Origin of the sequence: Acinetobacter sp. ANC 5054 (assembly GCF_002135295.1) — a bacterium.
Taxonomy (GTDB): Bacteria; Pseudomonadota; Gammaproteobacteria; order Pseudomonadales; family Moraxellaceae; genus Acinetobacter.
Genome location: NZ_NEGG01000003.1, coordinates 198,675 through 224,999, shown reverse-complemented (window position 1 = coordinate 224,999; position 26,325 = coordinate 198,675). Strand labels below are relative to the sequence as shown.

Below are 26,325 nucleotides of genomic sequence, written 5' to 3'. Positions count from 1 at the left end.
TTCAGTGTACATCAAATAGGCTGCTATATTATGCAAAATATGTCAAATTTAACTGATTTTTCGGTCAGATCTACGCTATTCGAACAACGAAAAAGTTGTTATAAAGCTAGCGTAGTAAACACATAAAAATGCGCTGAGGGATAGTCATGTTGTTTAACGATTTTTCAAGAAATATTAATCCGCATCAGGCATATCGTATAAAAAAATTAAAACGTCAGCTTGAACATGCTGAATGCTATGAAGAATGGAAAAGTATCGCACTGAAAATTGATGAGCAATCGGGTGCACAAGAGTGGAAACTAGATAATTGTTCACCTTATTTTGATGCAGAAATTATTTCCCATCGCTTAAGTTTACTAAAACGTTACCGCTCGCAAAAACGTACCCGCGACCTCATGTACATTTTAAGTGAAGGGCTGACTTATGATGTAGGGAATATCGCACATCCTTTATTGTTTACAGAAGCGTATGTGGGGACCAAAAAAATTATTGAAGATTATGTAGAAGAAGTTAGTCAAAGTTTGGCTTATATCGCATCAGCCGAATGTACCTGTTTAAATGCACAGCAAAAAATTGAATTCTTTGAACAAAGTCAAAAAGCTTATGGGCAACCTGTTTTAATGTTTTCGGGTGGATCTACTCTCGGGTTGTTTCATACAGGGGTCTGCAAAGCGCTTATGGAACAAGATTTATTGCCCAAAGTGCTCTCAGGCTCAAGTGCTGGCGCAATAATGACAGGGATGTTGGGTGTTTCTAAGCCGTCAGATTTTGTAAATTTAATCAATGGACAAAACTTCTTTAGTGAAGCATTTCATTTTCGAAAATTAAGTGAGTTGATCCATGGCAATGGTGGCTTGGCAGATGTGAAGTATCTTAAAAAATTCTTGGTTGAGAATTTAGGTAATCTCACTTTTGCTGAAGCTTATAAGCAATCTGGTTTACATATTAATATTGCTGTCGCACCTTATGATGCATCGCAAGATGCAAGAATCATGAATGCCTATACCTCACCAGACTTATTGGTGTGGAGTGCTGTACTTGCATCATGTGCAGTCCCTATATTATTTCCTCCTGTTCGTTTGACCAGTAAACGCTATGATGGGCAATTAACCCCATATATGTCTGCAACACGCTGGGTAGATGGTAGTGTACGTAGTGATTTTCCTCAGGAGAAAATGGCACGCTTGTATAATATTAATTACAGCATTGCCAGTCAGGTCAATCCACACATTGTGCCGTTTATGCAAGATGATGCAGCACGTTTCCGCAAAAGTATGTTGAGTTGGCCAGAGCGCATTGTCCGTCGTCAAGGCAAGGTAATCAGTAAAGGGGTGATGGATTTTGCACGTGAGCGTGCAGGCAGTATTCCACCTGTGCGCCGCTTACTCGATCATGGTTATGGCGTAGTAGATCAACGCTACTATGGTGATGTAAACATTGTCGGTAAATACGGTTTGCGACATTATAGTTATATGCTGCAAAACCCACGCCCGTATTTATTTAAAGTCCTTCAGCGCGAAGGTGAGCGTGCAACATGGCCGAAAATAACGTTAATCGAGACACAGGCACGAATTGGCAAAACCATTCAGCATTGTCTTGAATTATTAAATTATCAAAATGAACCCAATCAGCAACATGCCGAATTTATTGCAGTTTAAGCTGCAAGAACTTCAGCAATTCAATTACATTCCAAAAGCCAAGCCGCAAAGCTTGGCTTTTGGTCGTCAGCAATATCAATTTCAAGTTGGGCAAAATCTGTATTGGCTCAAAGCACAAGTGCCAGGGATCAGTGATGCTCATTCAATCAGTTTTCAGCACGAGTTAGAACGATATAAGCAATTTGATAAGAATATAAGTTCGAAAAGCATCCTTTTGCCATTTCAAATATTTGAACTGGTTCAGTTGAAGCTTCAAGATGAACTGGTATCTCAAGTATTGATACTTCCACATGCAAGCGGTTTATTTTCAATGCCTGCAGAAACTTTACATTTAAAGCAAATAAATCACATACTTTGGCAAGCCATAGATGCTTTGGAGTTGCTGTGGCAGCAGAATTGGATTCATGCAGATCTGAAACGTGAGCATTTTGTTATATGGCAAGGGCAGTGCAAGCTCATTGATTTCGAACAGGCTATGCCGCTGCATTCTGAAACTCTGTCTACTTTAACGGCAACCCCACGATATATGGCGCCTGAACTATTTCATGGTGACGCGAAATCCTTGGCAAGCGACATCTATGCCTTAGGAATTATTTTTCTGGAATGGCTAAGTGCAGCGCGTTTACAGGCTAAAACTTATGAAGAATGGGCATATTTACATTGCCAGCGCTTAAAAGTTGAACTTCCAGCGCAATACCTTGTATTTAAAGACTTAGTCAGTGGCATGCTTTGCAAACAAAAAGAAGCAAGATTAGTGGATTTTTATCGCTTAAAAAGCTGCTTAATGACTGAATTTGTTTAAGAAAAATACAAAAAACAGCACATTGTTTTTTATTTAAACAAACGAGTGGCTTTTTTATAAAAAAGGCTTGTCATGTACAGGTGATCTCTATAATATACACAGCCATCGGGGACGTGGCGAAATTGGTAGACGCACTGGATTTAGGTTCCAGCGCCGCGAGGTGTGAGAGTTCGAGTCTCTCCGTCCCCACCACTAAATTATCAATGAATGATTTGATAATGAAGGTTACAGAGGATTGGTGTAATGGTAGCATGACGGTCTCCAAAACCGTTCGTCAAGGTTCGAGTCCTTGATCCTCTGCCAAGTTTTAAAAAGTCTGATTTATTCAGCAACCCTGTTGGGGACGTGGCGAAATTGGTAGACGCACTGGATTTAGGTTCCAGCGCCGCGAGGTGTGAGAGTTCGAGTCTCTCCGTCCCCACCACTTAATTTATTAAGTCGTAACAACAGTTTAGAACTTAAAAAGTCTGATTTATTCAGCAACCCAAGATGGGGACGTGGCGAAATTGGTAGACGCATTGGATTTAGGTTCCAGCGCCGCGAGGTGTGAGAGTTCGAGTCTCTCCGTCCCCACCATTAGATTAAGCAAGGTTTGTACCTTGCTTTTTTGTTTTTGGGGTTTGAAAATTAAAAGATTTATCACTTGATTAAATCTATGATGAATTTCAATGACAGTTTAATAGTCAGATTATGTTAATAGTAAGATTATGTGGTAATGGAATGAAGCAGGGCTAAGCCTTGCTTTTTTATTGCTTGAAATAAAGTGTAAAACTTTTAATGAAATGGATAATAAAAAGCCCGTTAGAACGGGCATTTAACATATTCAAATCAAACCGAGCTAAGTCATTTATTTCAGTTTCATTGATTCTATTTGATTGGTCGTATTAAAAGTGCAAATCAGGCTTTTAAATGATCCTCAAATTCTTCACCCAATTGCATGGCTAAAGCATTACCTGATAGGTCAACCGTTACAAGACCATATTCTTTTTTAAAACTAAAGGTGAAACCACGGTTATCTGCGAGCGTACGAACCGAGTAGCCTAATTTTTCTAACCATAGACGGAATGCAACCAAATTTTTTGCTTTAACCACTTTTTTCACGAGCGAACTCCTTATCAATCATTAAAATAATAAATAGGGGTGTCTAAATATTTTTTAAAGGGCAAAAACCTAACTTTTTAATAAAATATGAAATTTTGATGAATAAATAAACATTTTTTAAATTATAATTTTAGATAAGTTCATTTAAGGCTTTGTTTTATAGTGTAATTTGTTTAATGTAAGGAATTGTGAATATTTAAAAATTTATTTTTATTAAACGCCATATTTTGAAGTCTATAAATGTAGCGAGTATTAGTTCTATAAAATTCATCGCATCACAAACAGTTTTCTTCTCCTATTGTTTTCTTAATTTGCGACCGATGTTTGAACTGAAACGATCATAAAAGGCGACCTATAAGCCACTTGATAATGTTGGTTTGAAGTATTAAATATATTTAAAAATTAAATACTTAAATTGTAATATAAGCATTAACTCAGTGATTATCATGCGGTGTTTTTTGCTTCACATACATATTTATGTTTAATAATTTCGCGCTTAGATGTTTAGGGTTATTTCTAATTTTTAGCGTTTCATCCCCATCATTTGCAGCAAGCATCAAAAAAGATCCGTTAAATAATTTAATTGAGCAAATTTCTACTCAGGCCTCTTATTCTGTCAACAAAACTTTAAATAGATCTTTGTTAGGACGTGCCAGTTGGTATATCCAATGTGAATTTCAAGCACAAGAAAACTCTAAAATGTGTTTGATGCAAAAGAATCAGATAACCGTGATCCTTTTGAATGACGATTACAGTATTAATGTAGGTTCAGATCATGTGAAAAATTCAATTTCTGTACTACGTGTTGACCAGAACCACGTACTACAAACACGAGAGGGGTTGTACCGTGACGCGCGAAATATTATTGATCAATTTAGAAATGGTTTGATTGTCAAAACTCGATATGAATCAAATTTATATGAAGCTCCATAGTATCACGAGTTATCTTTAGTCGGTTTTGCTGATGCTTTTGACGATATGCAGATGCAGTACCAAAATTTATCAAGTGCCTCGAAGCAGCGAGCTTTATTCTAATACTGTGAATTTTCAGTCTAATGTGAACGTTTTTAAGTATGAAGGTTTCATAATGAGTTCAGTTAAAATAAATAGACCATAGCAAATGTTGATAAACCGATATGCAAACGATTGAGCAATTCGTAAAAGTGCAAATTGAACGCATGCTACAGCAGGGACAAACACCTGTAGCAGTGATGTTGGGGCATGAAGATTGGTTGATTTTTGCTGAGCAATCAAAAGTGGCCTATACGCCATTTGGTAGTGCAAGACGTTATCAGCCAGCTTTAGGTGGGTTGTTACTTGTCAGGATTGATGAAATACAGGCAGTGCGCGTAGTGACTCAAACTGAGCTAGATGCATTTGCAGCCACGAATCAAATTTTATAATTGACTACATTCAGAAGTGAGTCAGATCATTACACCATCATTTGAAGTAATGATCTTTTCTAGACAATTAGAAATTATCCTTCAACTCCCGTAAACGTTGAAACTCCTCCACACTCTCTGCACGTAGAAATGGATTAGTTTCAAGTTCAAGCGCGATTGTGCTTGGCAAAGTGCATTGACCTAACATGCGTAGGGATTCAACTTCATCAAAACGCTGTTGAATGGCAAGGTTGTCAGGCTCGACATGGCGCGCAAATTTCGCATTTGAAAGGGTATATTCATGCGTGCAATACACTTTAGTATCTGCGGGAAATGCAGCGATACGTGAAAGTGAGTGGTACATTTGTTGGAATGTGCCTTCAAAGACTCGGCCACAACCCATTGCGAACAATACGTCACCGCAAAATAGCGTTTTAATTCCATCTATAAAGTAGACGATATGTCCAAGGGTATGACCTGCGGTTTCGGTTACTTCAATATCTAAACCATGAAATTCAAAATGGCTATCATTGTCCAGAGGGATATTGATCCATGGAATGCGACTCAGTTCATTACGTGGACCATAAACTGGAATATTACGTGATTGAATCAATTCGGGTACACCACCAACATGGTCTTTATGCCAATGTGTCAGCCAGATTTGCGCCAGATTTAAACCGTGTTCTTGGCAATACGCTTCAACGAGACCAGCCTCAGTCGGGTCGACTGCAACAACATCATGACTCTCGGTATGTTCAAGGAGCCAGATGTAGTTTTGCAGATTATTTTTTACATCCAATGTATGTATTTTAAACGTCATATCCATCAATTCTGAGTTTAAAGATTAAGCTTACGTTAGCATGAAACCATTGCTTGCGTGTAATTGAAAATACACTAAATATCATCAAATCTACCTACGATATTTAGCAGCCATAGATCAGGTCAAGCAGTTGGGTTTAAATTTTTAGTCTGTTAAATTCGTTGCAGAAACAGGATCACCAATCGTATAAAAATGTCCACCCGCAACATGATGTAAACTTTTCCATTCCTCGGCGACGTCTTGGTAGAACCAATGACCGTCTCGGAAAACACGATCATCGGCATAGGCTGCGATTACTTCGCCAATAAATAAATCATGCGTCTGTTGATTATGGGGTTCAGGTATTAATTTACATAAAATCCATGCAGAGCAACCCTCAACCACTGGGATTTCAGATAGATTAAATTTAAACAATTCTACGCCGCATTGGCGGAGCTTTTCGGGCGCATCGCGTTGACTGATCATGCCAAGTGCATAAACCATTTTAAGTTGTTTGAGTGTTGGTACTTGTAATGCGAAATAACCAGAATTTTCGATAATTTCACGGGTTTTGGTGGTTTTATCGAGAACAACAGTCACCTTGGCAGGATTAAACTCCAAAGCGCATGCCCAAGCAGCGGTCATGACACCTGTAGAATGTGTATCCTGTGCAGAGACCAATACAGTCGGACCATGGTTGAGTAAGCGATATGATTTTTCAAGAGGAACGGGGCGAATATGTGCTTTCAAAATATTTCCCTTATGATCAAGTGATCAAAAAATGATGAATTTTTTAAAGATATCTGTCATAGCATATAACGTAGAAAATAATTTCCAAAGCCTTTAATTGAATTGACTAATTTCGGAGTTCAAACATGAAAATGTATCAGGTCGATGCGTTTACCCAAGAATTATTTAAAGGCAATCCAGCAGCGGTCATTGTCTTGGATGAGTGGTTGGATGAGCAGCTTATGCAAAACATTGCACTTGAAAATAACTTATCTGAAACGGCTTTTGTGAAAAAACAGGATGCTGAAAATTATCAAATACGTTGGTTTACTCCAACAACCGAGGTTGATTTTTGTGGACATGCAACCTTAGCCAGCAGTTATGTGTTATTTAAATTTTATACTCAAGCCAAACAGATACAATTTCATGTTAAAAATTTAGGAATCTTTACTGTTCAACAAGCCGCTGATGGAAAAATTTTAATGAATTTTCCAGTTCGTAAAGCGACATTGGTAACAGAATATCCGGACGAATTGACTCAAGCTCTGTCACAACCATTTAAAAATGTGTATTTGAATGCTCAAGCATATATCGTTGAGTATGCTTCTGCGCAGCAGGTTTTGGATGAAAAACCAAATTTTGAAATATTAAAACGCTTGGGTAAAATCCGTACTGCAATCACTGCACTAGGTGCAATCATTGATGTTGCAATTACTGCACAAGGGGCTGAATATGATTGTATTTCCCGATATTTTGCACCCGGCAATGGCATTAATGAAGACCCAGTTACAGGTTCTATTCATACGGGTATCGTGCCAATTTGGGCAGAAAAATTGAATAAAAACGAAATTTTGGCTTATCAAGCTTCAGAGCGTGGTGGTGTACTTCACTGTGTAATGCAAGAAAATGATCGTATTGAAATTTCAGGTTATGGTCGTTTGTATATGCAAGCTGAGATTGTTATCGAATAATGCAACCATCATTCACATGCTGCGATACAAAGCAGCATGATTTTTAATAAAAAGTAACTATCAATCAATAACGTGTACGCATAAAATCAAGTGCGATCAACATCGAAATATCGCGTCATTTCGATGCAATAAATATAGGACAAATGAATTACATGCGTATTAAACACCTCACGCTTTCACTTTTTTTTGCGGGCTTAAGTACTTCAATTTTTGCACAACCTGTTTTAGTCAAAACTGAGCAAGCGATTGATGAATATAAATTAGACAATGGTTTTCGCGTAATTTTGGCGCAAAATAATAAAGAAAGTAAGGTCTTTATGAATACGGTGTATTTTACCGGTTCACTTAATGATCCTGAAGGTAAAGGTGGTTTAGCACATTTATTAGAACATCTGGCATTTAAAGGCACGGAGAATGTCAAAGGAGATGAGTTTCAGCGTCGTTTAGACCAATTCACGCTCATGACCAATGCCAGTACCAATTATTATTCAACCAAATATACCAACGTGATTCGCCCTGAGCAGTCTGCAATTGATCAAGTTTTACTGCTTGAAGCAGAGCGTATGGATAAATTGGTACTACAAGAAAAATTTGTCCCAACAGAAATTGATATTGTAAAACGGGAGCGTGAAATACGTTTAGATCAACCGTTTTCAGTTTTGATTGACCAAGTTTGGAAATCTGCTTATGGCAACCAATATTTGGGTCGTTTACCGATTGGTGATTTAAAAGAACTTCAATCTATTAACATGAAAGAGCTGAATCAGTTTTATCGCACTTGGTATGCACCGAATAATGCGGTCATGGTGATTTCAGGTAAGTTCGATAAGGCTGCAGTTTTAAAGCAAATTGATAGCCAATTTAGCCCCATTGCTTCGCGCCAAATTCCAGCACAGCCTAAAGTTCCTCAGTTAGACTCTTCAAAAATAAAACAACGTGAATTTACCGTACATAAGGGCAGTGATTTAGCCAAATTCAATATCTATTTAAATGGTTCAAATGAGTCCATTAAAACTGCATTAGCGGTTTCGCCAACCTTGTTTACCTTACAACCAAGTGGACATTTGTATCAAAGCATTGTGGAAACGGGTACAGCGACAAATGTTCAGGCATCAACATGGTTAGACAAAGACTTTAATTTGGTCTTTATGGGTGCAATTTATGGACCAAATCAAGATGCGAAGAAGGTGTCTGATAGTCTGAATAAGGGGGTAGAACAAGCCAAAGGATTTGATGAAACAGAACTGAATCGTGTGAAAAGTTTGACCCGTAATATGGCAGACAATATTAAAAATAATGCAGCAGCTTTAGGTGATCGTTTAAGTGATTATACCGTGGCATACAATGGTGATTGGGCGCAGTATTTCCATGATTTAGATAAAGTTCAGAAGTTGAATGTCACTGATTTAAATAAAATTTATAAAGAGTTTTTGACGCCTGAACATCGAGTGATTGGTAATATTTTGCCAACACCTGAAGATCAAAAGAAAGCACAGCAACAAGCAGAAGCCGCTAAAAAACCTGCTGAAACTTTAGCACAACAAGCTCAAGCAGAAGAGCCGTTAAAAGATGCAAGTATTTATCGTGCCGAAGTAAAGCAATATGTCGATGAATCGAAGCAATATTTAAATCAAAAAGAAAAGCAAATTCAACGTGGCAAGTTTAAAAATGGCATTCAATACGCGCTTTTCCCTACACAAACACGTGATGATAAAACCTATGCCACTATTGCGCTTGATTTTGGTACTGCAGAAAGCTTAATGAATAAAGGTGAGCTTTTGGACTTAACTGCTTACCTAATGCTACGTGCTTCTAAAGACCAAAGTTTGCAACAAATAGCAGATAAAATTATTGATGTCGGTGGTGGCGCAACGGTCAGTGCCAATGGCAATGGTTTAAGCATTAATGTTGTGGCACGCAAAGAAAAATTTGCTGAGTTCTTGAAATATGTCATTGATGTTGTGAAAGCACCCGCTTTTGAACAGTCACAATTCGATTTGATTAAATCGCAAAGTTTGTCCAGTTTAGACCGTCCTTATACTGAGCCAGACACTGTTGCAGCTATGACTTTATCGCGCTTAGTTGAGATTTATCAACCGGGTGATATTCGTTATCACTTTGAGCCTGAACTTGTTAAAAAAGAATTGAATGCTGCGACACGAGATCAAGTGCAGCAGCTGTATCAAAAGTTCTTTAAAACTCAGCATGCGCAAATTGCGGTGACCGGTGATTTTGATGCGAAGCAAATTCAAAAATTATTGAAAAATGAATTTTCGGATTGGAAAACCCAAGAACCGTATCAACGCTTAGACTCAAAATTTACTCAATATCCGGCACAAAAAGTGCATGCACTTTCTGAACAACGTGAATTTGGTAATTACCAAGCGATTATGACTTTCCCTGTTGGTGTAGAAAATGCAGATTCGCCAGCATTGCAGGTATTCCGCCATATCCTCGGTGATTCGCAACTATCATCTCGTCTTGCACAAGAATTGCGTGAAAAAAATGCGTTGGTCTATGGTTTTAGTGCCAATGTAGATTTTGATGAATGGGAAAATTCGGGTGTACTCAGCATCGGCGCGAATTATACTGCGGGCAAATCTGCACAAGTTTCTCAAACAGTGCATCAAGTTCTAGAAACATTGTTGAAAAATGGGGTAACAGAACAAGAAGTTGAAGCTGCGAAAGCCAGCATTTTGAAAAAGCGTTTAACCGTTTTAGAAGATGATCGTCGTATTCATAGTCTGTTAATTCCACAATTGGAAAAAGGTCGTGATATGAATTTCCGTGAAAAACGTGATCAAAATATTGCCGCACTGAGCAAAGCCGATGTTGATGTAGCGATTCGCAAATACATCAAGCTTGATCAATTGGTTGAAGTGATGTCTGATCAATACGGACAAGCGCCGAAAAGCAACTCAAAATAATTGTGGATGTAAAATCAAAAAATCCTCCATATGGAGGATTTTTTTATGCATTTCTTTCAATCAATGTTGGTTGATTTGACTCAATATTGATAAATAACAGCGGAATTAAAGTCGATAAAATTGACGTGCATTTTGTTGGAAAACCAATTGCAATGCATCTGGATCATAACTCACCACTGCATCTGAAAAGGCATCAATAATATTGACGAGTGTTGTGCTGACACTGTCCATTGGGAAGTTAGAGCCAAACATCACACGATATTTGCCGAAGCATTCTAATGCATGGCGAATTAATGGTAGGGAAAGGTCAAACACTTGCTGTTTGGATGCCAATTTTTTCTGTTTATGAAATTGATGACCTAAAACAGGCATAAATAAACCTGACATTTTAGTGTAGACATTAGGGCAGCTTGCAAGTTCAGCCAAATCATCTTTCCAGCGGAAAATGATGTTATCTCGTGAAGTCTGAGTCAGCCCTGTATGGGAGCCAACTTCGCCAAAGGCACCCACAGGTGTACCAAAATGATCGAGTACAATTGAAGTCTCAGGAAATGCTCTCGCCAATGCAGTCACATCGCGGATTTGGTCTGAATAAACCCAAGCATCAAAACTTAAATTCATTTGTGCCAAAGCTTCAAAGCCTTTCATAAATTTTTTATTGGTATACAAATGTGGCTCATTTGCCCAAGCATGAATTTTAGGGTCTTCATGCACTGCGGCCATTCTACGAATACCGCGAAAATGTGGTGACGCTTGTTTATGTAGTTTGAGGATTTTCTTAAAGCTGCTGTCGCAGGGGTCTGCTGTCCCGATAATGCCGCCTAGTTTTACGGTACTTTCATTAAATGGTAATGACTCAATAAAGCGAGTTTCTCCGACAACGCCTTTACCTTTGTGGTCATGCCAACTTGCTTCAATATGGATAATCTGTTCAATATCGTATTCACCTGCATCTTGCTTATAATTTTCAGGTAAATAAGGTGCAGTCACATGCGTCGTTAAACCCACGGTATCAATTAAATCTTGAGGTTTAACCATGCGCACCATTTTATCCAGCAAATAAGGGTGTTTGCCGAGAAGTTTGACGGCCAGTGATGCTGCATGTGGGGTGTTATATGGATCCCATTGATGGATGTGTGAATCGACGATGGAGAAATCGAGTTGCTGCATGACTATCCTTGAACTATATCCATATGTATATAAGAAGATTATTGTATTTGTTAATGAAAAGGGAAGGTGTATTTCAAAATTCGACGAAATGCATACCAATGCCCATGAATGAAATATTAAATCAAAGCGTCATTGAATAAAAGTTCTTAAGAAAAAAGCCCCGAAGGGCTTTTATTAATGCTTGTGGTCATGGTCATGCTTATTGGCATGGAACTCTTCGTTATGACGGAAGCGTAGGTAGTTTTCAAACTGTTCGCAGTATTCATCATAATTATCTTCGAGCATCATTTGAAATTGCTGAAGAATATACGACATAACTTGGTCTTTGGCTTCACGCATCTCTTTACCATCTTTAAAGCCGTTAGCAGCAACCCAAGTATTGAAACGGGCAGTACCAAAGAGCATTGCAGCACTGACTTGACCACGAATTTCGGTTGGTTTAACCGCTGAGCCTTTTTCTAGACGACAAAATTCATTGGCTTGCTTAATAAATTCATCAGCACGTTCAAAGAAAGCAGCATTTAACGCTTCTTCTTCGGTTACATCAGTAGCTTCAATCTTTTGAACCATGAATGAGTCCTAACTTAAAAATCTAATCCCGTATTATAGGCAAAGCCTTGCAGAAACTAAACCTTTCACTTAATCTAAAAATAGCCTAAGTCTAAATTTGGAACAACCGATGCAAGATGCAATTGCGGTACAGAGTTTGAAAAGTGATATCGCTCAACTTAGGCAGAATGTTTGGCCACCAGCAAATCTTGCCAATGTCGAAGGCTTGCCTATTTATTACGGCACTCAATCTGAAGTTGCTGAATATTATGCGCAGTGGACAGGGCTGATTGAGCGTGCACAAGAATTGTTTCAACCGTTTATGGAAGATGAGGTACTCGATGCAATTCATTTGCCGAGTCATCTTAATCTACCCTTATTTTATTTTCATGTAGATCGGATACGCATTAATAAAACCCGTGCAAAAGAATCGAAAACATTTCGTGGCATTGCGAGTTTGATGGAAAAGTGCGGTCAATTTGAACCCGACCAAATCCAATCAATGCGTCTGTGGCTTGATAGTGATGATACGGCAGCACTGGTTGCGCATCGTGAATTTATTGATTTAAGAACTTACGTGTTTCAACACGGCGAAAGTGATTACACCCGCACCCGATTTTATGTCAACGGGATTGTATTGAGTGTGGAAAATGATTTTGAATTGGTAGATGCGCGTGACAAGCCGAGAAAGGCACGTAGTGATAGCTACAGTGATCCACTAGCAGATAACAAAACATGGAAAATTTTTGGAAAATATCGTTAAGTTATAAAAGAAACATAAGCAAAAATATCAGCTAAATTTGATGGAAGTTACCTTCAAATTTAGCTTTTTACTCTTGGTCTTTATTTATCTAGGTCAAATAATTTTCAATAATCTTTAAACAATAAGAGATATGCGTTATTTACATGGGTGAATTCGAATTTCACCTAATTCCATTACGCTAATATAGCCATCGACTGGGATAAAATTGTCGCTTTGACTGGATAGGGTTAGACATTCGCCAGCCTTGACACTAGACAGTAGTTTCCCTTGAGCATGATTTAAGTTCAAACTATAAATACTTAAATTCCCTTCATTGGTTTTGATTTGATAGGACTCTTGACCATAATCTTCTGGGTTGTTTCTAAGTACTTTAAAAGTGTGTTGTGCTAAGTCTAGGTTCTGGTTAGATGGCGTTTGAATTTCCGCTGAGGTGGAGGTAGTACGCCTAATTTCAGTATTCTGTACAGGTTTGTGTTGTTCGCTACAGGCAATAAGCAACATGGCAGAAGTACAGCCCAAAATGATCAGAAAATGCTGTGGTGAAATAAAAGCAGGTATGTGTCTCTTTATCATGGAACCACCCTGAACAATCTGTTTCAGATACCATATTTTAAGAGTTTTTTCGGATAAAACAAAAAAATAGCTTCTCAAAATATTTCAAAGCGAAACCTATGAATGACGTGGGTTCCAATGTCTTGAGAGTAGATTTGAAGATAAATGTATGAAAGTTTTAAAAAATGAATTATTTAATGATATTTAAATAAAAGGGGCTTAAGGATGAGCCCCTTTATCAATGATGAGTCTATTGAATCAAATTAATTATTTGATGAGCTTGCGGCTGACCAAGAACTGTTCAGTAGCATCCAGTAAACGTTCCGCATAAACCTCTTGTTTCGCTGTAAGCCAACCCAATACAAACCAATCACTCGCTTCAAGTTCAGTTTGTTGAATATATTGGGCAGAAGAAGAGAGTACTTGGTATTCCTGAGCAGCTAGCTGCGCATCATTCAAGGCCTTACTATATTTCTGTAAGTTTTTAACATCGTAAATTGAAGTCAAAATTGGAAAGCTAAATTTAAGTTCTTGAATGCGAATTGATAGCGTATCGAGGCTGTCAAAATTACTGATGTCTGCATCGGTTAATGCTTCTTGCAAGGCCTTATATTGGTTTTGCAGCGTGGTTTGCGCATACCATTTAAAGTCATGTTGTTGAGTCGCATCTTCAGTGTTCAGGCTAAACATCAACAATTCTAAATAATGATGTACGTTTTGCGTCGATTTGACTAAGTTACCTAGCTTTTCTTTGGCATACAAAATGTCTTTGGTTAAGGTTTCTGAAGTGGTTGGGTTTTGTAGAAAACCACCCAAAGTACTTTGCATATGCTCAAAATGATGCAACTGTTCAAATTGCTGTTTGAATGCACCTAATTGCATAGCCCATTTTTCAACAATATCGCTATTCCAATCTTTAAATAAAGAAATAGATAATTGCAAATGATGTAATGCTTTTTGTGCTTCCAGTATATGTTCAGATTCAGCGACACCTGCTGAAATGGCTGCAATATTGGGCAAAAGGTGCTGCATGTGCTGCGCAATCAAGATACGAAGATTTTTACTTGCAGGATCTTTTTTGCTGAGTTGACATTCTTTGGCTTCGGTCGCTGGGCTGACCGCTGACTCGATAGCCAATAGATTACCGATTTCAGCTTTACTGCGCACATCAAGCCAAAGATGGTATTTTTTCACCCACTCAAAGCAAAAGGCTAAAAGTGATTTGATTGAACCACTTTTTAGTTCAAATTCAACTTCGTGAACTTTTGTTTCCGATGTTTCCGTACGAATACAACCAACATCGAGGCTGACCTCAATTTCTGCATCTTCAAAATGAATTACGCGATAAGTCCGTAAAATATCAGTTTCAAACTGAAGCTTAAGTTGGTCTTGTTGATTGCCCAATGTATTTTTGAGGACGGTCTGTGCTTCAGGCTCAGTTGCGTAAATGGTTAAATCCAGCGGAGGTGCTTGTTCAGATTCACCAAGATCAATATTATGCTCAAAGCGTTCAATATGGCTTTTTCCAGCCGCTTTAAGGGTTTGAATCCAACGTGTGCCTTCAAGTCGCTGGCGTAATGCAGCACGGTTTTCCGCCATTTGTCGGTCTGGCGTATCGAAATATTTTGCCTTTAGTTGAATTTGTTCCGATTTTTTAGGGTCAATTGCTTTGAGTAAAGCCATACGACGTGCATCTGGAATCTGAAATTTTAATTCAACTTCAACCATTATCTATTGTCCTGAGCTGATAACTTTATGCAAAGTACATAAAGACATCGCAATTAAATTTTTTATGAAATAAAGGGTAAATCTAAAACTGATATAAAGCATATTCAATTTATAGCGTGTCGATTGTAAACAAAAAGCCCTGAGATGTAAGTCTTGACGAAGCAAGAAATCTAGAATTAATACTTAGGAATAAATCTAAAAGTCTGTTATTCAAACAAGAAACTAGATATGAAAATCTCCACATAAGTTTCAATTCTACTTGCAAAAAGGTGAAGACTTTAAAATGTGTAAAATTTAAGCTATGTTGATAGAAATCAGTTCAGGATGAACATAATGAATGCATCTATACAGCCAAAGTTCGACAACGAGCAGCAGCCAGAATTTCAACTGCCAATTCGCGATTATCCAACGTTCTATCGATTTTATTTGACTGAACATCGCAATATTATGAGCCGTCGTTTACATGCAACGGGGAGTAGTATCGGTTTGTATTTTTTCTCTCAAGCGATCTTAAAAAGGAAACCTCGTTACTTTGCCTACGGTTTACTTTCAGGATATGCCTGCGCATGGGTCGGGCATTTCATGTTTGAAAAGAACAAACCTGCAAGTTTTAAGCAACCGTTCTATAGTTTCATTTCCGACTGGCGTATGTTGTCAGATATTGTGAAGGGTAACTTAAGCTTAAAAGACCGAAATTTAGATAAAATTGATAGTTAATTAATTATTAAACAAATGGTTATATTGAGAGAATTTTATTCTTGTATTTTGGGCTAAAAAACTTGCAAATTTAGAGTGATTAGTCTAATAATTGAGTTATTGTTTAATGCAGGCGAAGTGAAATAACTGAGTTGCCGTTAAACCCAAGTTTTCCGAGCCTAGAGTGACCTTCTCTAGGCTTTTTTTATACTAGAGAGAAAATCTCCTTCATAAAAATAGGTAGACTTTTTGATGCTCTGAACGCTCCCCAAAGCGTTTCTTACCAAGCACCAAAAAGTCTAATACGATTACCACTTTTTTATTATGTAGTGTTTTTATGCGCTGTGTTTTTGTGTTCTTCTGTAGTTGTATTAAACAATTTGTATCAGTTTTGTTCTATACCTGAAAATAGGTATTTTTTGCCAAATAATGCATAAATTTCATTTATCTACTTCTCTAAGTTGGCGACTAGAAAATAAAACTGATCCTATACCGTCTTCGTGGATGAAATAATACAGTTGAGGCAACATTTCATAGACCTAATTGTTATAATAATCAAAAGTTTTTAGATGTGATTCTACTATGTGTGGTTTATACCTCATTACCAATGATGATCCATTGGAACTCCTCTTAGCAAAATTAGAAGGCGCAATGTCCAATGGTGGTATTGCTGTACTGCAATATCGACGTAAAAAAGTCGCAAAAGAAGATCAAATTTACGAAGTGGAATACATGAAGGCGATGTGTGCTGAATATGGCGTACCTTTTGTGATTAATGATGATCTTGAAATGGCGGTGAAATACGGTGTTGGTGTGCATCTTGGTCAAGAAGATGGATCAATTGTGGATGCGGTAGCACGTTTGCCTAAAACGGTATTAATTGGTCGCAGTTGTAATAATTCTCTCGAATTGGCTGAACAAGCAATTGCAGATGGTGCTAATTATGTGGCGTTTGGAGCAATTTACGCGACTGATACTAAACCAGAAGCTGGCGATATTGGGCTAGAAACTTTAAAACAGGCAAAAGCAAAGTTGAACGTGCCGATTTGTGCAATTGGTGGTTTAACAGTTGAAAATTCCAAAATTGTGATTGAGTCTGGCGCCGATTATTGTGCAGTGATCAGTGATATATTAGGACGTCCAATGAACCACATTCCTGAACGTCTAGACGAGTGGTCTGAACTTTTTAATGAAGTTGCATAATCAGCATTGTTTTTGCCATTAATTTGTTCAAAACACCTGATTTAGTATGACGAAATTTCATCGTTGGCGCTTCATAGCTGCAAAAAATGCGTAGTCGTAAACGTAGATGAATTATCATTAGACCCTAATTTAATTTGAATTATTTTTTAAGTTGAGAGCATTCATGAGCTTATCTCCAAAGCAAGAACAGTTGTTTAAACAAGCCAGTAAACACATTCCGGGTGGAGTGAACTCACCTGTGCGTGCTTTTAATGGTGTCGGTGGAACACCTGTATTTATTGAAAAAGCTCAAGGTGCTTATTTATACGACGTAGACGGCAAACGTTATGTTGACTACGTGGGTTCATGGGGCCCAATGATTTTAGGTCATGCGCAGCCAGATATTATTAAAGCAGTGCAAGAAGCTGCGGTAGATGGTTTAAGTTTCGGTGCACCAACGGTACATGAAACGACTTTGGCAGATATTATTTGCGAAATTATGTCGTCAATTGAATTGGTACGTATGACCAACTCTGGTACGGAAGCAACCATGACGGCAATCCGTCTTGCACGCGGCTATACTGGTCGTGACAAAATCGTGAAATTTGAAGGCTGTTACCATGGCCACTCAGATTCGTTATTAGTTAAAGCTGGTTCAGGCTTGTTAACGAAAGGTGAGGGTGAGGCAACTTCGGCAGGTGTTCCAGCAGACTTTGCTAAACACACTTTGACACTTCCATACAATGATATTGCTATGCTGAAAGAATGCTTCGCCAAATTCGGCTCTGAAATTGCGGGCGTGATTGTAGAGCCTGTTGCAGGCAACATGAATTTGGTGAAACCAATTGAAGGTTTCTTACAAGCCATTCGTGATGTATGTGATGAGCATGGTTCAGTTTTCATTATTGACGAAGTGATGACAGGCTTCCGTGTTGGTTTAGGGGGTGCACAAGCACATTATGGCGTGACACCTGACTTAACTACTTTAGGTAAAATCATTGGTGCAGGCTTACCCGTGGGTGCTTTTGGTGGTAAACGTGAAGTGATGGAATGCATCGCGCCGCTTGGTAAGGTATATCAAGCGGGTACATTGTCAGGCAACCCGCTTGCAATGCGTGCCGGTATCGAAATGTTTAAACATCTTCGTGTAGAAGGTTTCTATGAAACTTTAACTGAAAAATTGGCAGGCTTGCTTGCAGGTTTACAGGCTGCAGCAGATGAGGCGAGTATTCCGTTTTTTACTCAGCAAGTGGGCGGCATGTTTGGTATATATTTCACAGATCAAACTGAAATCACGGGTTTTGATTCAATTTTGAAATGTGATGTAGATGCTTTCCGTACATTCTTCCACGGTATGCTAAAACGTGGTATAAACCTTGCACCTTCAGCTTTTGAAGCAGGTTTCTTCTCAAGTGCGCATAGCGATGAAGATATTGCATTTACCATTGAAATGGCGAAAGAAGTATTTGCTGAAATGAAGTAATTTTCATTTTAATGAGTAAATTCTGATTTAGAATAAAGCCCGCAGCTTGCTGTGGGCTTTTTTGTGGTCCCATGATTAAACATGTATTGAAAAAAGGATTTTTTAAATGAAAACCAAACATTATTTAACTTTGGAAGATGCAGAATTTTTATTAAACACAGCGCATGCTTATGCTGTAGAAAATGGATTTAATGTCAGCATTGCGGTAACGGATGAGACAGGTAATTTGTTGGCGATGAAACGTATGGATGGCGCATCGCCAATGACAGCAAATTTATGCTTAGAAAAAGCCAAATGTTCAGCCATCAGTAAGCGTCCATCTAAATTGTTTGAAGATTTAATTAAAGGCGGGCAGATGGGTTTTCTAACCATGGAAAACTTTAACGGTATGCTCGAAGGCGGTGAGCCAATTCTCTATGAAGGGCAGTTGGTGGGTGCAATGGGTGTGTCTGGCGTGAAGTCTTTTCAGGATGCTGAGATTGCACAGCAGGCGATTGAGAAGTTTTTGGCGCAGGTATAAAACTTCCTTAGAGATTTGTAAGTTTAGCTTTAGTAAAAATTCTTAGTTTTATAGCCAATGATGCGTGGAACGTAAATAATCACAAAAAAGCCGTTTCAGTGCGCTGTTTACTGGAACGAATTTAGTTAAGATATTGATGCTTATAAGAAAAATTCAAGAATTTCGTATAATTGGTATTATGTTAATTTTAGAAAATCTTTAAGATTGATCTGAATGCTAAACTATTTCTACAGACACATACCGATCTTGTCCAGCCTTAAAACCAACATAAATTAAAGCAAGTGCCACGCAGGCTAAAAAGATTTCAACCTTTATAAAATGGCCCGGTGACTGATACAGCAGTCCTACCATCAACGGTCCAAAAGCACCAAATCCAAAACCGACACTTTGCACCATACTGGATAATTGTGCTGCCACATGTGTATTCTCTGAACGTAAAACAATCATGGCCATCGCAATAGAGGTTAAAGCCCCTTGTCCCAGCCCCAGGATCACCGCCCATAACCAAATTGTGTGTAAGGGTGCCATCAAACAGCCGATAAAGCCAATCACAGTCAGTAAAACCACAACGACATTAAACCATGACTGATGTGGAAGACGGGTAGCAATGACCGGAGCCAGAAAACAGGCGATAGTTTGTAAAAAGATAGAACTCGATACAATCAGGCTGGCATCAAAAACAGCAATTCCCCGATCCCTAAGGAATGGTGATAACCAGCCAAATACAGTAAATGAGTACATTGATTGGAGTACCATAAACAGCGTGACTTGCCATGCCAATTTGCATTGCCACAGACCACGAATTTTAGGAGCAATGATTTTTAGGGGGACGCTATGTTGTGGATATTGAAATAACCAGAAAAGCCAAGCCAATATCGCAGGGACTACCCATATCGCTAAAGCGCTTGACCAGTCCCCATGAAAAAATTGCTGTAAAGGGAGCGTTGTTCCTGCTGCAATAGCTGCACCTCCTAATAGAGCCATCGCATACAAACCTGACATTAGCCCAATAGATTGAGAAAAGTCCCGTTTAATCAGGCTAGGTAGTAAAACATTAATAATCGCGATTGCGCCACCGGCCAAAATCGTACCGATTAATAAACCACTAAGCTCTCCTGTTCCTCGTAAGAGAATACCGACGATAAGAACAAACATGATGATAAATATTGTTCTTTCAATTCCCAGTTTTTGTGCCAATTTCGGTGCAAAAGGTGCAAATAAACCAAGACAAAGTACAGGTAATGTGGTGATTAAACTGGCCAATCCCGAACTGAGATTCAGTGATTGTCTAATCTCCGGCATTAACGCACCAAAACTAGGAAAGATGGTCCGTAAATTAAAGGCGACCAAAATTAAACTGCATGCCCAGAAAATCAATGTCTTAGGATGGGAGTAGGATGGTGATGCTGTTGAATAAATCTCTTGTGTACTCATGCCTATTCCCTATATAAAACGCATACAATCCATATATTAAATATATATGTTAAATAATATATATTAGATTATCATATAGGTCTGAAATTAAACAATGGATGAAAGCGTGAAAGATTTAGAATTCAAGGATCATTTCTCTAAAGGTTCTGAAGGCTATGCAGCCTACCGTCCTATATATCCTATCGATTTGGTAGATGAATTAGCTTATCTATGCCCAGCGCAAAATCGTGTACTGGATTGCGGTTGTGGTACAGGGCAGCTTTCAGTGCTATTAGCAGAAAGATTTGATGAAGTCGTTGCAACAGATGCAAGTTCTGCTCAAATTGAAAAAGCCAAAAAATGGGAAGGTGTAATCTATCGAACAGCTTTAGCTGAAGATAGCGGGTTGCCAGATGAATCAGTCGATCTGATTACGGTTGCACAAGCTGCACACTGGCTGGATCTGGATCGCTTTTATCAGGAAGTGCAGCGTATTGCCCGACCCAATGCGATTTTAGCCCTCATTACTTATGGTGTTTTGCATGTAGAAGGCTCTGTCGATACGCTTATTCAACAATTCTATTATCAGACCATTGGTCCATATTGGCCTGCCGAAAGAAAACATGTTGAAGACGGATACCGAAACTTGTCTTTTCCATTTCCCGAAGTAGAGGTTCCTGAGGTCAACATGCAGGCATTTTGGAATCTAGATGAATTAATGGGCTATTTTAATACTTGGTCTGCAACAAAAGAGGCTGAAAAAGTGCTCAGTTTTAATCCAGTTGGTCAATTTAGAACAACATTATTAGCTGAATGGAAAGATCCTGCTATCAAGAAAAAAATTACCTGGCCTTTATCTATCCGAGCTGGAAAAGTAAATGCTGCATAATTTAAGGAAAAAATATGACAAACAATATTCCATCTAGCTTGACCTACACACAAGAAATTATAGTTGATGAATCCTTAACAGTTCCTCACGTCTCAACGAAATTTACTGGCTTTGCCGATATGCCACTGGTATTTGCCACAGCCTATATGGTGGGTTTTGTAGAATGGGCTTGTGTAGAAGCGCTGCATCCCTATCTTGAGCCTCAGCAACGAACGGTCGGCACACATGTCAACCTCAGTCATAGTGCTGCCACTCCAGTTGGCATGAAAGTCACTGTTGAAGTTACGTTGAAGCATATTGAAGGGAAAAAATTAACCTTTGCTGTAATATGCCGAGATGAAGTGGATGTGATTTGTGAAGGAACTCATGAGCGTTTTATTATCGATCATGAAAAATTCCTGACCCGTGTTCAAGCCAAATCAACAGCGACAAATGGGCCTTAATTAAACATTTTAGAAAGGTGAAGAATAACTTTTTAGGAACTCTAGTAAAGTTTTTGCAGCACTGCTGAGAGGTCGGTCAGATGACCAACATGCACCGACCTTTAAGGAGTCACCTTTCTGGTAAGGAAGTTTTAGTGGAATAATACCTGACTCATTTTCAAGCGCAGCCAAAGGTAAGGTAGTTATGGCCAAACCTGAACGTACAGTAGATAAAATAAGCGCTGGATTTTCTGACTCCAACACAATATTCAACGGAATGCCTAAAGTGGCTGAATGGCGTTCAAGTAAATCCCGTTGATGGTATCCAGTTGGATAGATCGCTAAAGGCTGTGTGAGTAGTTTTTCCCAAGAAATGCTTTCAGCTTTACCAAGTTGTTGATGGAGTGAGGCTGAAACACAAGCCACATTTTTTAAATCCCAGAGATATTCCGTCTCAACTTGAGGTTGTATTCCTTTATAGACAGTTAAGCCTAAATCCAAAGCTTCTTTCTTCACCAAAGTTTCAATTTCCAATGCACCTGCTTGATAAACTTTAATATGGATTTTGGGATATAACGCCATAAACTTCGGCAACACTTGAGAGAGTGCAAATTGAGTCACCATTGCTGGGGCTGCAATACGTAATTGACCAATAGAAAGATTTTCCAGATCCTTGAGTTCATCCTTCACATTCATTAACAAGCTCATTACGGGAGCTGCACGTTCCTTGAGAAGACGACCACTTTCTGTTAGTTCAACTTTACGGTTAGCTCGAATAAAAAGCTGTGTACCTAATTCTTTTTCTAGCTCTTTGATGCTAATACTGACCGCAGATTGAGCAACATCCAATGCATGTGCGGCAGCAGAAAAGCTACCGTTTTCAATAACGGCCATAAACACTTCAATACGACGTAGTTTTATCTTCATTTTATATGTAAGAAAAGGGTTGCATAAGTTAATTATATAATAAAATCTGATTTTTCTTTAGTTAAATCCTTCTATTAACATCATTACAGTTAAACGAAATCAATATATAAAGCCCTAATCCAAGCTCAGAGTTTCCTATAATTTCTACCATATTAATTTTAGAAAAAGTAAAAAATTATTGATATTTTAAGTAATAGTTTTTAGAATCTAAGCACAAAGGAGATGGTACTCCTCCTTACACAAACCGCCAATTCTGGCTGATGATGCCTACGTTTCCCTCAAGCAGGGTACGTAGGTGCGTGCTCTGTTTTTACAAAATGGAGCCACAATATGTTTTTCTCCCTTAAAATACCCTATCTTCCTCCTACTGCTGTACAGTAGGAGTAATCATGTATATATCTCTTTTATCAATTGCTCTTGGTTCTGTGCTTGGTGCATGGCTACGATGGGGTATTAGCCTAAAATTAAATAGCATCTTTGCAAATATTCCTTTTGGAACAGTAGTCTCTAACTTAGCTGGTGCTTTTGTCATTGGATTCGCAGTATCTTTTTTTGCAAATAGTTCAATAAACTCAAATTATAAATTATTTGTTATTACAGGATTTTGTGGTGCATTAACTACTTTTTCAACGTTCTCAATAGAAGTTGTTGGATTATTACAAAGTTCAAAATTTGGATATGCTCTTTCAACTATAGCTATACATGTCATTGGCTCATTAATATTCACTTTGCTAGGAATATTAACGCATCAAACTTTCACAAACCACTAATAATCAAAAGGAAAAATTATGAGTTTTAAAAATATACAAGCAGGTATTAATCCACCAGATGACTTTTATAGCATCATTGAAATTCCTGCAAATGCAAAACCAGTTAAATACGAAGTGAACAAAGAATATGATGCCTTATTGGTTGATCGTTTCTTAAGTACAGCTATGTCATATCCATATAATTATGGTTATATCCCGCAAACATTAAGTGAAGATGGTGACCCCTTAGATGTATTTGTAATAGCTCCACATGCTGTTGCAATAGGTGCTGTAATCCGTAGCCGACCTGTTGGCATAATGTATATGGAAGATGAAGCGGGTATTGATGCAAAAATCATTGCAGTACCTCATTCTAAGCTCACCCCTCTATATAACAATGTTAAAGATATTAGTGATCTTCCTCAGCTACAGTTAGATCAAATGAAACATTTCTTTGAACACTATAAGGACTTAGAACAAGGTAAATGGATGAAATTTAATGGCTGGGGCAATCTTGAAGAAGCTAGAGCTGAAATTTTAAAATCGATTCAGGCATATAAATAATTTAGATAAAAATGGCCTCAAATCTGAGGTCACTTTTGTCCCATTTAACATAATGGCTGTTATACGAAATGAAAAAACCTAGACTCTAGGTCTAGGCTTTAAAATTAAAAAATTATGAAACTAAATAATATAGTGATAATTCTTTAGCTTCTTATAATATTTATTATGTTGATTTTAGAAAAGCTTTGAAGCTCATTTCCTGCTTGTTTACATAAAGATAAACACCAAATTGCAATATTACAAAGTAGCATACGTTTCTTAAAGTAGCGAAAAACAAGTCCATATTGCCAAAAATTAAATCAGTAGCGAAGAGCAAAATCACGAATATGGAATGTAGGAATAAGGTTTGCTTGGTCTTATTTTTAGGTGCTGTGGCTGCATTCAAATAGCCAATGAGTGTTAGTCCTACTATCATAAGCAGGATTCCACAGATAATCACTGGGATATCATAAGCCTCGGATTTGTTAAATTCAAACAGCATTAACATAGCGCCAGCAAAAGCTGATAAACCTACAAATGAGCCTAAAAAATTTCTCAAATAATACGTCATTATCTATGTGGCCTCTTATCGTAAAGGTTTAATTTTTTCGTTTTGTGAAAGCTTGCAATTATTTTAAATATAACTCAATTATTGTACAAATACATTAGAGTGATGGCACTTTAATTTTTAATAAGACTGAATAAAAATAAACACTAAATATAGCCAGTATCTACATTAAACTATGCCTATTCTGCTTTTAAGAGTTTGTCATGCTGTACCCCATGCCCAAGAAAATCCAATTTGCACCTTCTCTATCAAAATGGCAGTTATCATCAACACAGTCAGTATTGGTACTTGTGGGATTACAAAATTTACGGGCGCAGCAGGGTATGCAAGAAACTGCTCTCATGGAAAATTTAATCCAATTGAGTAATAAAGCCAAAGCCTTGGAAATTCCAGTTGTTGATTTATTACAAGGCATGCAGCAACTTGGTGAATATGCCACAAGCCATCCACAGTTGATCTTTGCAGGTCAAATTACCCCAATGCTCAGGCAAATTCTGCCTCATTTAAACAGTGTGACTGAACAAATATGTGTAGTGGATGATGCGATATTATTAGCCAATCAAGAGCAGCATATACAATGGGTGGATAGCCTGACAACACAGGGATTTCACCACATGAATAGCTATAGTGTAACGCGACTATGGAGTTTGAGTGCACCGACTGAGTATGTGTTGTCTGCTAAAGGCATATTACTTGCAGTGGCTGAGCAGTTGGATATGGAAGCTTTAGAAATTGATCCATTGCAAGATCTACGTGGTTATGGTCTGGATTCTGTTGCTATGGTGAGTCTTGTTGGATTATGGCGCGCCAATGGTGCAAATATTCGCTATGAGGATCTTTTAGACAACCCAAACCTAAACAGCTTACTGAAAATTTTGCTGAATTCAGATTAAACTGAGTTTATTGGAATTATTTTTGTTCTAAATCGGAAAATACGTCGGGAAATAGAGCTTTGTGCATTGTAATTGTTGGCTAAGCTTTTTATCATTGCCGCCTTGTTTTTCGAGATCAGACAGGATTGAACTTTGAGTAATTTTCTAACCGAACACCTGATACATCGTGACACCGACTTTATGGTGATTCATAAACCTGCAGGTTTACTCACAGTTCCGGGAAAAACAGCAGATTTACAAGATTGTGTGATCAATCGTTTATTGAAAATCGAAGCTAAAACCCTATTGATTCATCGTCTAGATCGAGACACTTCAGGTATTTTAGTTTTCGCATTAACCCGCCAAGGACAAAACCGTATTTCACGGCAGTTCCAAGAACGTCAAACCTCGAAAACATATCAAGCTTTAGTTGCAGGAACTTTAGAAGGTGAAGGTACGGTCGATGTACCTGTGATCTATGATCCTGAACATCCACCATTACACATTGCAGATCCTGCACACAACAAACCAGCATTGACACATTGGAAAGCCACTGAACACTTTGAAATTCAGGGCAGCCCCGTGACCCGTGTTGAGTTGACTCCAATTACTGGGCGTTCACATCAACTTCGCGTGCATATGCAATATTTAGGTCATCCAATAGTCGGTGATACGCTCTATGCAACGCCTGAGCAACAACAGCTCATGCCGCGATTATGTTTACATGCTGAACGTCTGAGTTTTCTTCATCCTGAAACTGAACAAATGGTCGAATTTCATTGCCCAGTTCCGTTTTAGGAAAATCATTTAAATCCCAAAGAATTCTGCTCACTTTTTAGTGGGCTTTATGTCAAAATATATTGCTTAAAGGTCTAGATTTTTGTTCAAATAACGGTCAGAGTTTGAGCTTAAGATTTTCAGACCTAACTT

At 38.2% G+C, this 26,325-nt stretch carries 27 protein-coding genes, 4 tRNA genes and 1 riboswitch; of the genes, 21 read left to right on the top strand and 10 right to left on the bottom strand.

The window, feature by feature from the left end:
• Nucleotides 1-146: 146 nt before the first annotated feature.
• The 6 genes from B9T33_RS04820 (at nt 147) to B9T33_RS04795 (ending at nt 3,036) form a co-directional block, all read left to right on the top strand.
• Entirely contained in the window at nt 147-1,658 is a 1,512-nt protein-coding gene (locus B9T33_RS04820) for a DUF3336 domain-containing protein (RefSeq protein ID WP_086177816.1), read from the top strand.
• The gene (locus B9T33_RS04815; protein ID WP_228145782.1) at nt 1,636-2,460 is read left to right on the top strand and encodes a protein kinase domain-containing protein; all 825 of its coding nucleotides are present in this window, start codon (nt 1,636-1,638) and stop codon (nt 2,458-2,460) included. The genes B9T33_RS04820 and B9T33_RS04815 overlap by 23 nt, the downstream gene beginning before the upstream one ends.
• 107 nt (nt 2,461-2,567) lie before the next feature.
• Nucleotides 2,568-2,652, top strand: a tRNA-Leu gene (locus B9T33_RS04810).
• A gap of 37 nt (nt 2,653-2,689) precedes the next feature.
• Nucleotides 2,690-2,763: transfer RNA gene (locus B9T33_RS04805), tRNA-Trp, on the top strand.
• 36 nt (nt 2,764-2,799) lie between these two features.
• Nucleotides 2,800-2,884: transfer RNA gene (locus B9T33_RS04800), tRNA-Leu, on the top strand.
• Between the two features lie 67 nt (nt 2,885-2,951).
• Nucleotides 2,952-3,036 (top strand) — tRNA-Leu (locus B9T33_RS04795).
• A 321-nt stretch (nt 3,037-3,357) separates the two neighbouring features.
• On the opposite strand, the gene B9T33_RS04790 is transcribed toward B9T33_RS04795, so the two are convergent.
• Nucleotides 3,358-3,561: a hypothetical protein gene (locus B9T33_RS04790; protein ID WP_078188846.1), complete on the bottom strand. Its 204-nt coding sequence runs from the start codon at nt 3,559-3,561 to the stop codon at nt 3,358-3,360.
• Nucleotides 3,562-4,269: 708 nt separating this feature from the next.
• Here B9T33_RS04790 and B9T33_RS16345 point away from each other — a divergent pair.
• Complete coding sequence (locus B9T33_RS16345) at nt 4,270-4,494, top strand: hypothetical protein (RefSeq protein WP_171263572.1); 225 nt, start codon at nt 4,270-4,272, stop codon at nt 4,492-4,494.
• Nucleotides 4,495-4,697: 203 nt separating this feature from the next.
• Complete coding sequence (locus tag B9T33_RS04780) at nt 4,698-4,964, top strand: hypothetical protein (protein ID WP_086177813.1); 267 nt, start codon at nt 4,698-4,700, stop codon at nt 4,962-4,964.
• Between the two features lie 67 nt (nt 4,965-5,031).
• Here B9T33_RS04780 and gloB read toward each other — a convergent pair whose 3' ends face one another.
• Nucleotides 5,032-5,763 carry a hydroxyacylglutathione hydrolase gene (gene gloB / locus B9T33_RS04775; RefSeq protein ID WP_086177873.1) on the bottom strand — a complete coding sequence of 244 codons (732 nt, stop codon included), beginning with the start codon at nt 5,761-5,763 and terminating at the stop codon, nt 5,032-5,034.
• Nucleotides 5,764-5,907: 144 nt separating this feature from the next.
• Entirely contained in the window at nt 5,908-6,495 is a 588-nt protein-coding gene (locus B9T33_RS04770; protein ID WP_086177812.1) for a flavin reductase family protein, read from the bottom strand.
• 122 nt (nt 6,496-6,617) lie between these two features.
• Here B9T33_RS04770 and B9T33_RS04765 point away from each other — a divergent pair, with 122 nt between their 5' ends.
• Nucleotides 6,618-7,442, top strand: coding sequence for a PhzF family phenazine biosynthesis protein (locus B9T33_RS04765; RefSeq protein WP_086177811.1), 825 nt, complete (start codon nt 6,618-6,620; stop codon nt 7,440-7,442).
• Between the two features lie 152 nt (nt 7,443-7,594).
• Nucleotides 7,595-10,369, top strand: coding sequence for a M16 family metallopeptidase (locus B9T33_RS04760; protein WP_086177810.1), 2,775 nt, complete (start codon nt 7,595-7,597; stop codon nt 10,367-10,369).
• A 105-nt stretch (nt 10,370-10,474) separates the two neighbouring features.
• Here B9T33_RS04760 and B9T33_RS04755 read toward each other — a convergent pair whose 3' ends face one another.
• Together B9T33_RS04755 and B9T33_RS04750 are read right to left on the bottom strand one after the other, a co-directional pair.
• Nucleotides 10,475-11,539, bottom strand: a complete 1,065-nt coding sequence (locus B9T33_RS04755) for an amidohydrolase family protein (RefSeq protein ID WP_086177809.1) — start codon at nt 11,537-11,539, stop codon at nt 10,475-10,477.
• Between the two features lie 174 nt (nt 11,540-11,713).
• Nucleotides 11,714-12,109, bottom strand: a complete 396-nt coding sequence (locus tag B9T33_RS04750) for a DUF3144 domain-containing protein (RefSeq protein ID WP_086177808.1) — start codon at nt 12,107-12,109, stop codon at nt 11,714-11,716.
• A 109-nt stretch (nt 12,110-12,218) separates the two neighbouring features.
• On the opposite strand from B9T33_RS04750, the gene B9T33_RS04745 reads away from it, so the two are divergent.
• Nucleotides 12,219-12,851, top strand: coding sequence for a hypothetical protein (locus B9T33_RS04745; protein ID WP_086177807.1), 633 nt, complete (start codon nt 12,219-12,221; stop codon nt 12,849-12,851).
• Nucleotides 12,852-12,986: 135 nt separating this feature from the next.
• Here B9T33_RS04745 and B9T33_RS04740 read toward each other — a convergent pair whose 3' ends face one another.
• Complete coding sequence (locus B9T33_RS04740; protein WP_143223993.1) at nt 12,987-13,424, bottom strand: hypothetical protein; 438 nt, start codon at nt 13,422-13,424, stop codon at nt 12,987-12,989.
• A gap of 246 nt (nt 13,425-13,670) precedes the next feature.
• Complete coding sequence (locus tag B9T33_RS04735; protein ID WP_086177805.1) at nt 13,671-15,131, bottom strand: CYTH domain-containing protein; 1,461 nt, start codon at nt 15,129-15,131, stop codon at nt 13,671-13,673.
• A 333-nt stretch (nt 15,132-15,464) separates the two neighbouring features.
• Between B9T33_RS04735 and B9T33_RS04730 the strand changes: the two genes are divergently transcribed.
• From B9T33_RS04730 to B9T33_RS04715, 4 genes are all read left to right on the top strand, one after another.
• Entirely contained in the window at nt 15,465-15,848 is a 384-nt protein-coding gene (locus tag B9T33_RS04730) for a DUF962 domain-containing protein (RefSeq protein WP_086177804.1), read from the top strand.
• Between the two features lie 561 nt (nt 15,849-16,409).
• The gene (gene thiE, locus B9T33_RS04725; RefSeq protein WP_086177803.1) at nt 16,410-17,030 is read left to right on the top strand and encodes a thiamine phosphate synthase; all 621 of its coding nucleotides are present in this window, start codon (nt 16,410-16,412) and stop codon (nt 17,028-17,030) included.
• A gap of 163 nt (nt 17,031-17,193) precedes the next feature.
• Complete coding sequence (hemL, locus tag B9T33_RS04720) at nt 17,194-18,492, top strand: glutamate-1-semialdehyde 2,1-aminomutase (protein ID WP_086177802.1); 1,299 nt, start codon at nt 17,194-17,196, stop codon at nt 18,490-18,492.
• Nucleotides 18,493-18,598: 106 nt separating this feature from the next.
• A complete protein-coding gene (locus B9T33_RS04715) occupies nt 18,599-19,012 on the top strand; it encodes a GlcG/HbpS family heme-binding protein (RefSeq protein ID WP_086177801.1) in 414 nt (137 codons plus the stop codon).
• A gap of 216 nt (nt 19,013-19,228) precedes the next feature.
• On the opposite strand, the gene B9T33_RS04710 is transcribed toward B9T33_RS04715, so the two are convergent.
• Nucleotides 19,229-20,446 carry a CynX/NimT family MFS transporter gene (locus tag B9T33_RS04710; RefSeq protein ID WP_086177800.1) on the bottom strand — a complete coding sequence of 406 codons (1,218 nt, stop codon included), beginning with the start codon at nt 20,444-20,446 and terminating at the stop codon, nt 19,229-19,231.
• A 106-nt stretch (nt 20,447-20,552) separates the two neighbouring features.
• Between B9T33_RS04710 and B9T33_RS04705 the strand changes: the two genes are divergently transcribed.
• Together B9T33_RS04705 and B9T33_RS04700 are read left to right on the top strand one after the other, a co-directional pair.
• Nucleotides 20,553-21,314, top strand: a complete 762-nt coding sequence (locus B9T33_RS04705; RefSeq protein WP_228145785.1) for a class I SAM-dependent methyltransferase — start codon at nt 20,553-20,555, stop codon at nt 21,312-21,314.
• 14 nt (nt 21,315-21,328) lie between these two features.
• Nucleotides 21,329-21,757, top strand: coding sequence for a thioesterase family protein (locus B9T33_RS04700; protein ID WP_086177798.1), 429 nt, complete (start codon nt 21,329-21,331; stop codon nt 21,755-21,757).
• Nucleotides 21,758-21,766: 9 nt separating this feature from the next.
• Here the strand turns inward: B9T33_RS04700 and B9T33_RS04695 are convergent, their stop codons facing one another.
• Entirely contained in the window at nt 21,767-22,663 is an 897-nt protein-coding gene (locus B9T33_RS04695) for a LysR family transcriptional regulator (protein WP_086177797.1), read from the bottom strand.
• A 209-nt stretch (nt 22,664-22,872) separates the two neighbouring features.
• A riboswitch (Fluoride riboswitch) is annotated at nt 22,873-22,940 on the top strand.
• 112 nt (nt 22,941-23,052) lie between these two features.
• Between B9T33_RS04695 and crcB the strand changes: the two genes are divergently transcribed.
• Nucleotides 23,053-23,433 carry a fluoride efflux transporter CrcB gene (gene crcB, locus B9T33_RS04690; RefSeq protein WP_086177796.1) on the top strand — a complete coding sequence of 127 codons (381 nt, stop codon included), beginning with the start codon at nt 23,053-23,055 and terminating at the stop codon, nt 23,431-23,433.
• Between the two features lie 18 nt (nt 23,434-23,451).
• Nucleotides 23,452-23,976, top strand: a complete 525-nt coding sequence (gene ppa / locus B9T33_RS04685; protein ID WP_086177795.1) for an inorganic diphosphatase — start codon at nt 23,452-23,454, stop codon at nt 23,974-23,976.
• 163 nt (nt 23,977-24,139) lie between these two features.
• On the opposite strand, the gene B9T33_RS04680 is transcribed toward ppa, so the two are convergent.
• The gene (locus B9T33_RS04680) at nt 24,140-24,526 is read right to left on the bottom strand and encodes a hypothetical protein (RefSeq protein ID WP_086177794.1); all 387 of its coding nucleotides are present in this window, start codon (nt 24,524-24,526) and stop codon (nt 24,140-24,142) included.
• A 200-nt stretch (nt 24,527-24,726) separates the two neighbouring features.
• Between B9T33_RS04680 and B9T33_RS04675 the strand changes: the two genes are divergently transcribed.
• Together B9T33_RS04675 and B9T33_RS04670 are read left to right on the top strand one after the other, a co-directional pair.
• Nucleotides 24,727-25,416, top strand: coding sequence for a phosphopantetheine-binding protein (locus B9T33_RS04675; protein ID WP_086177793.1), 690 nt, complete (start codon nt 24,727-24,729; stop codon nt 25,414-25,416).
• 132 nt (nt 25,417-25,548) lie between these two features.
• A complete protein-coding gene (locus tag B9T33_RS04670) occupies nt 25,549-26,193 on the top strand; it encodes an RluA family pseudouridine synthase (protein WP_086177792.1) in 645 nt (214 codons plus the stop codon).
• Nucleotides 26,194-26,325 lie beyond the last annotated feature (132 nt).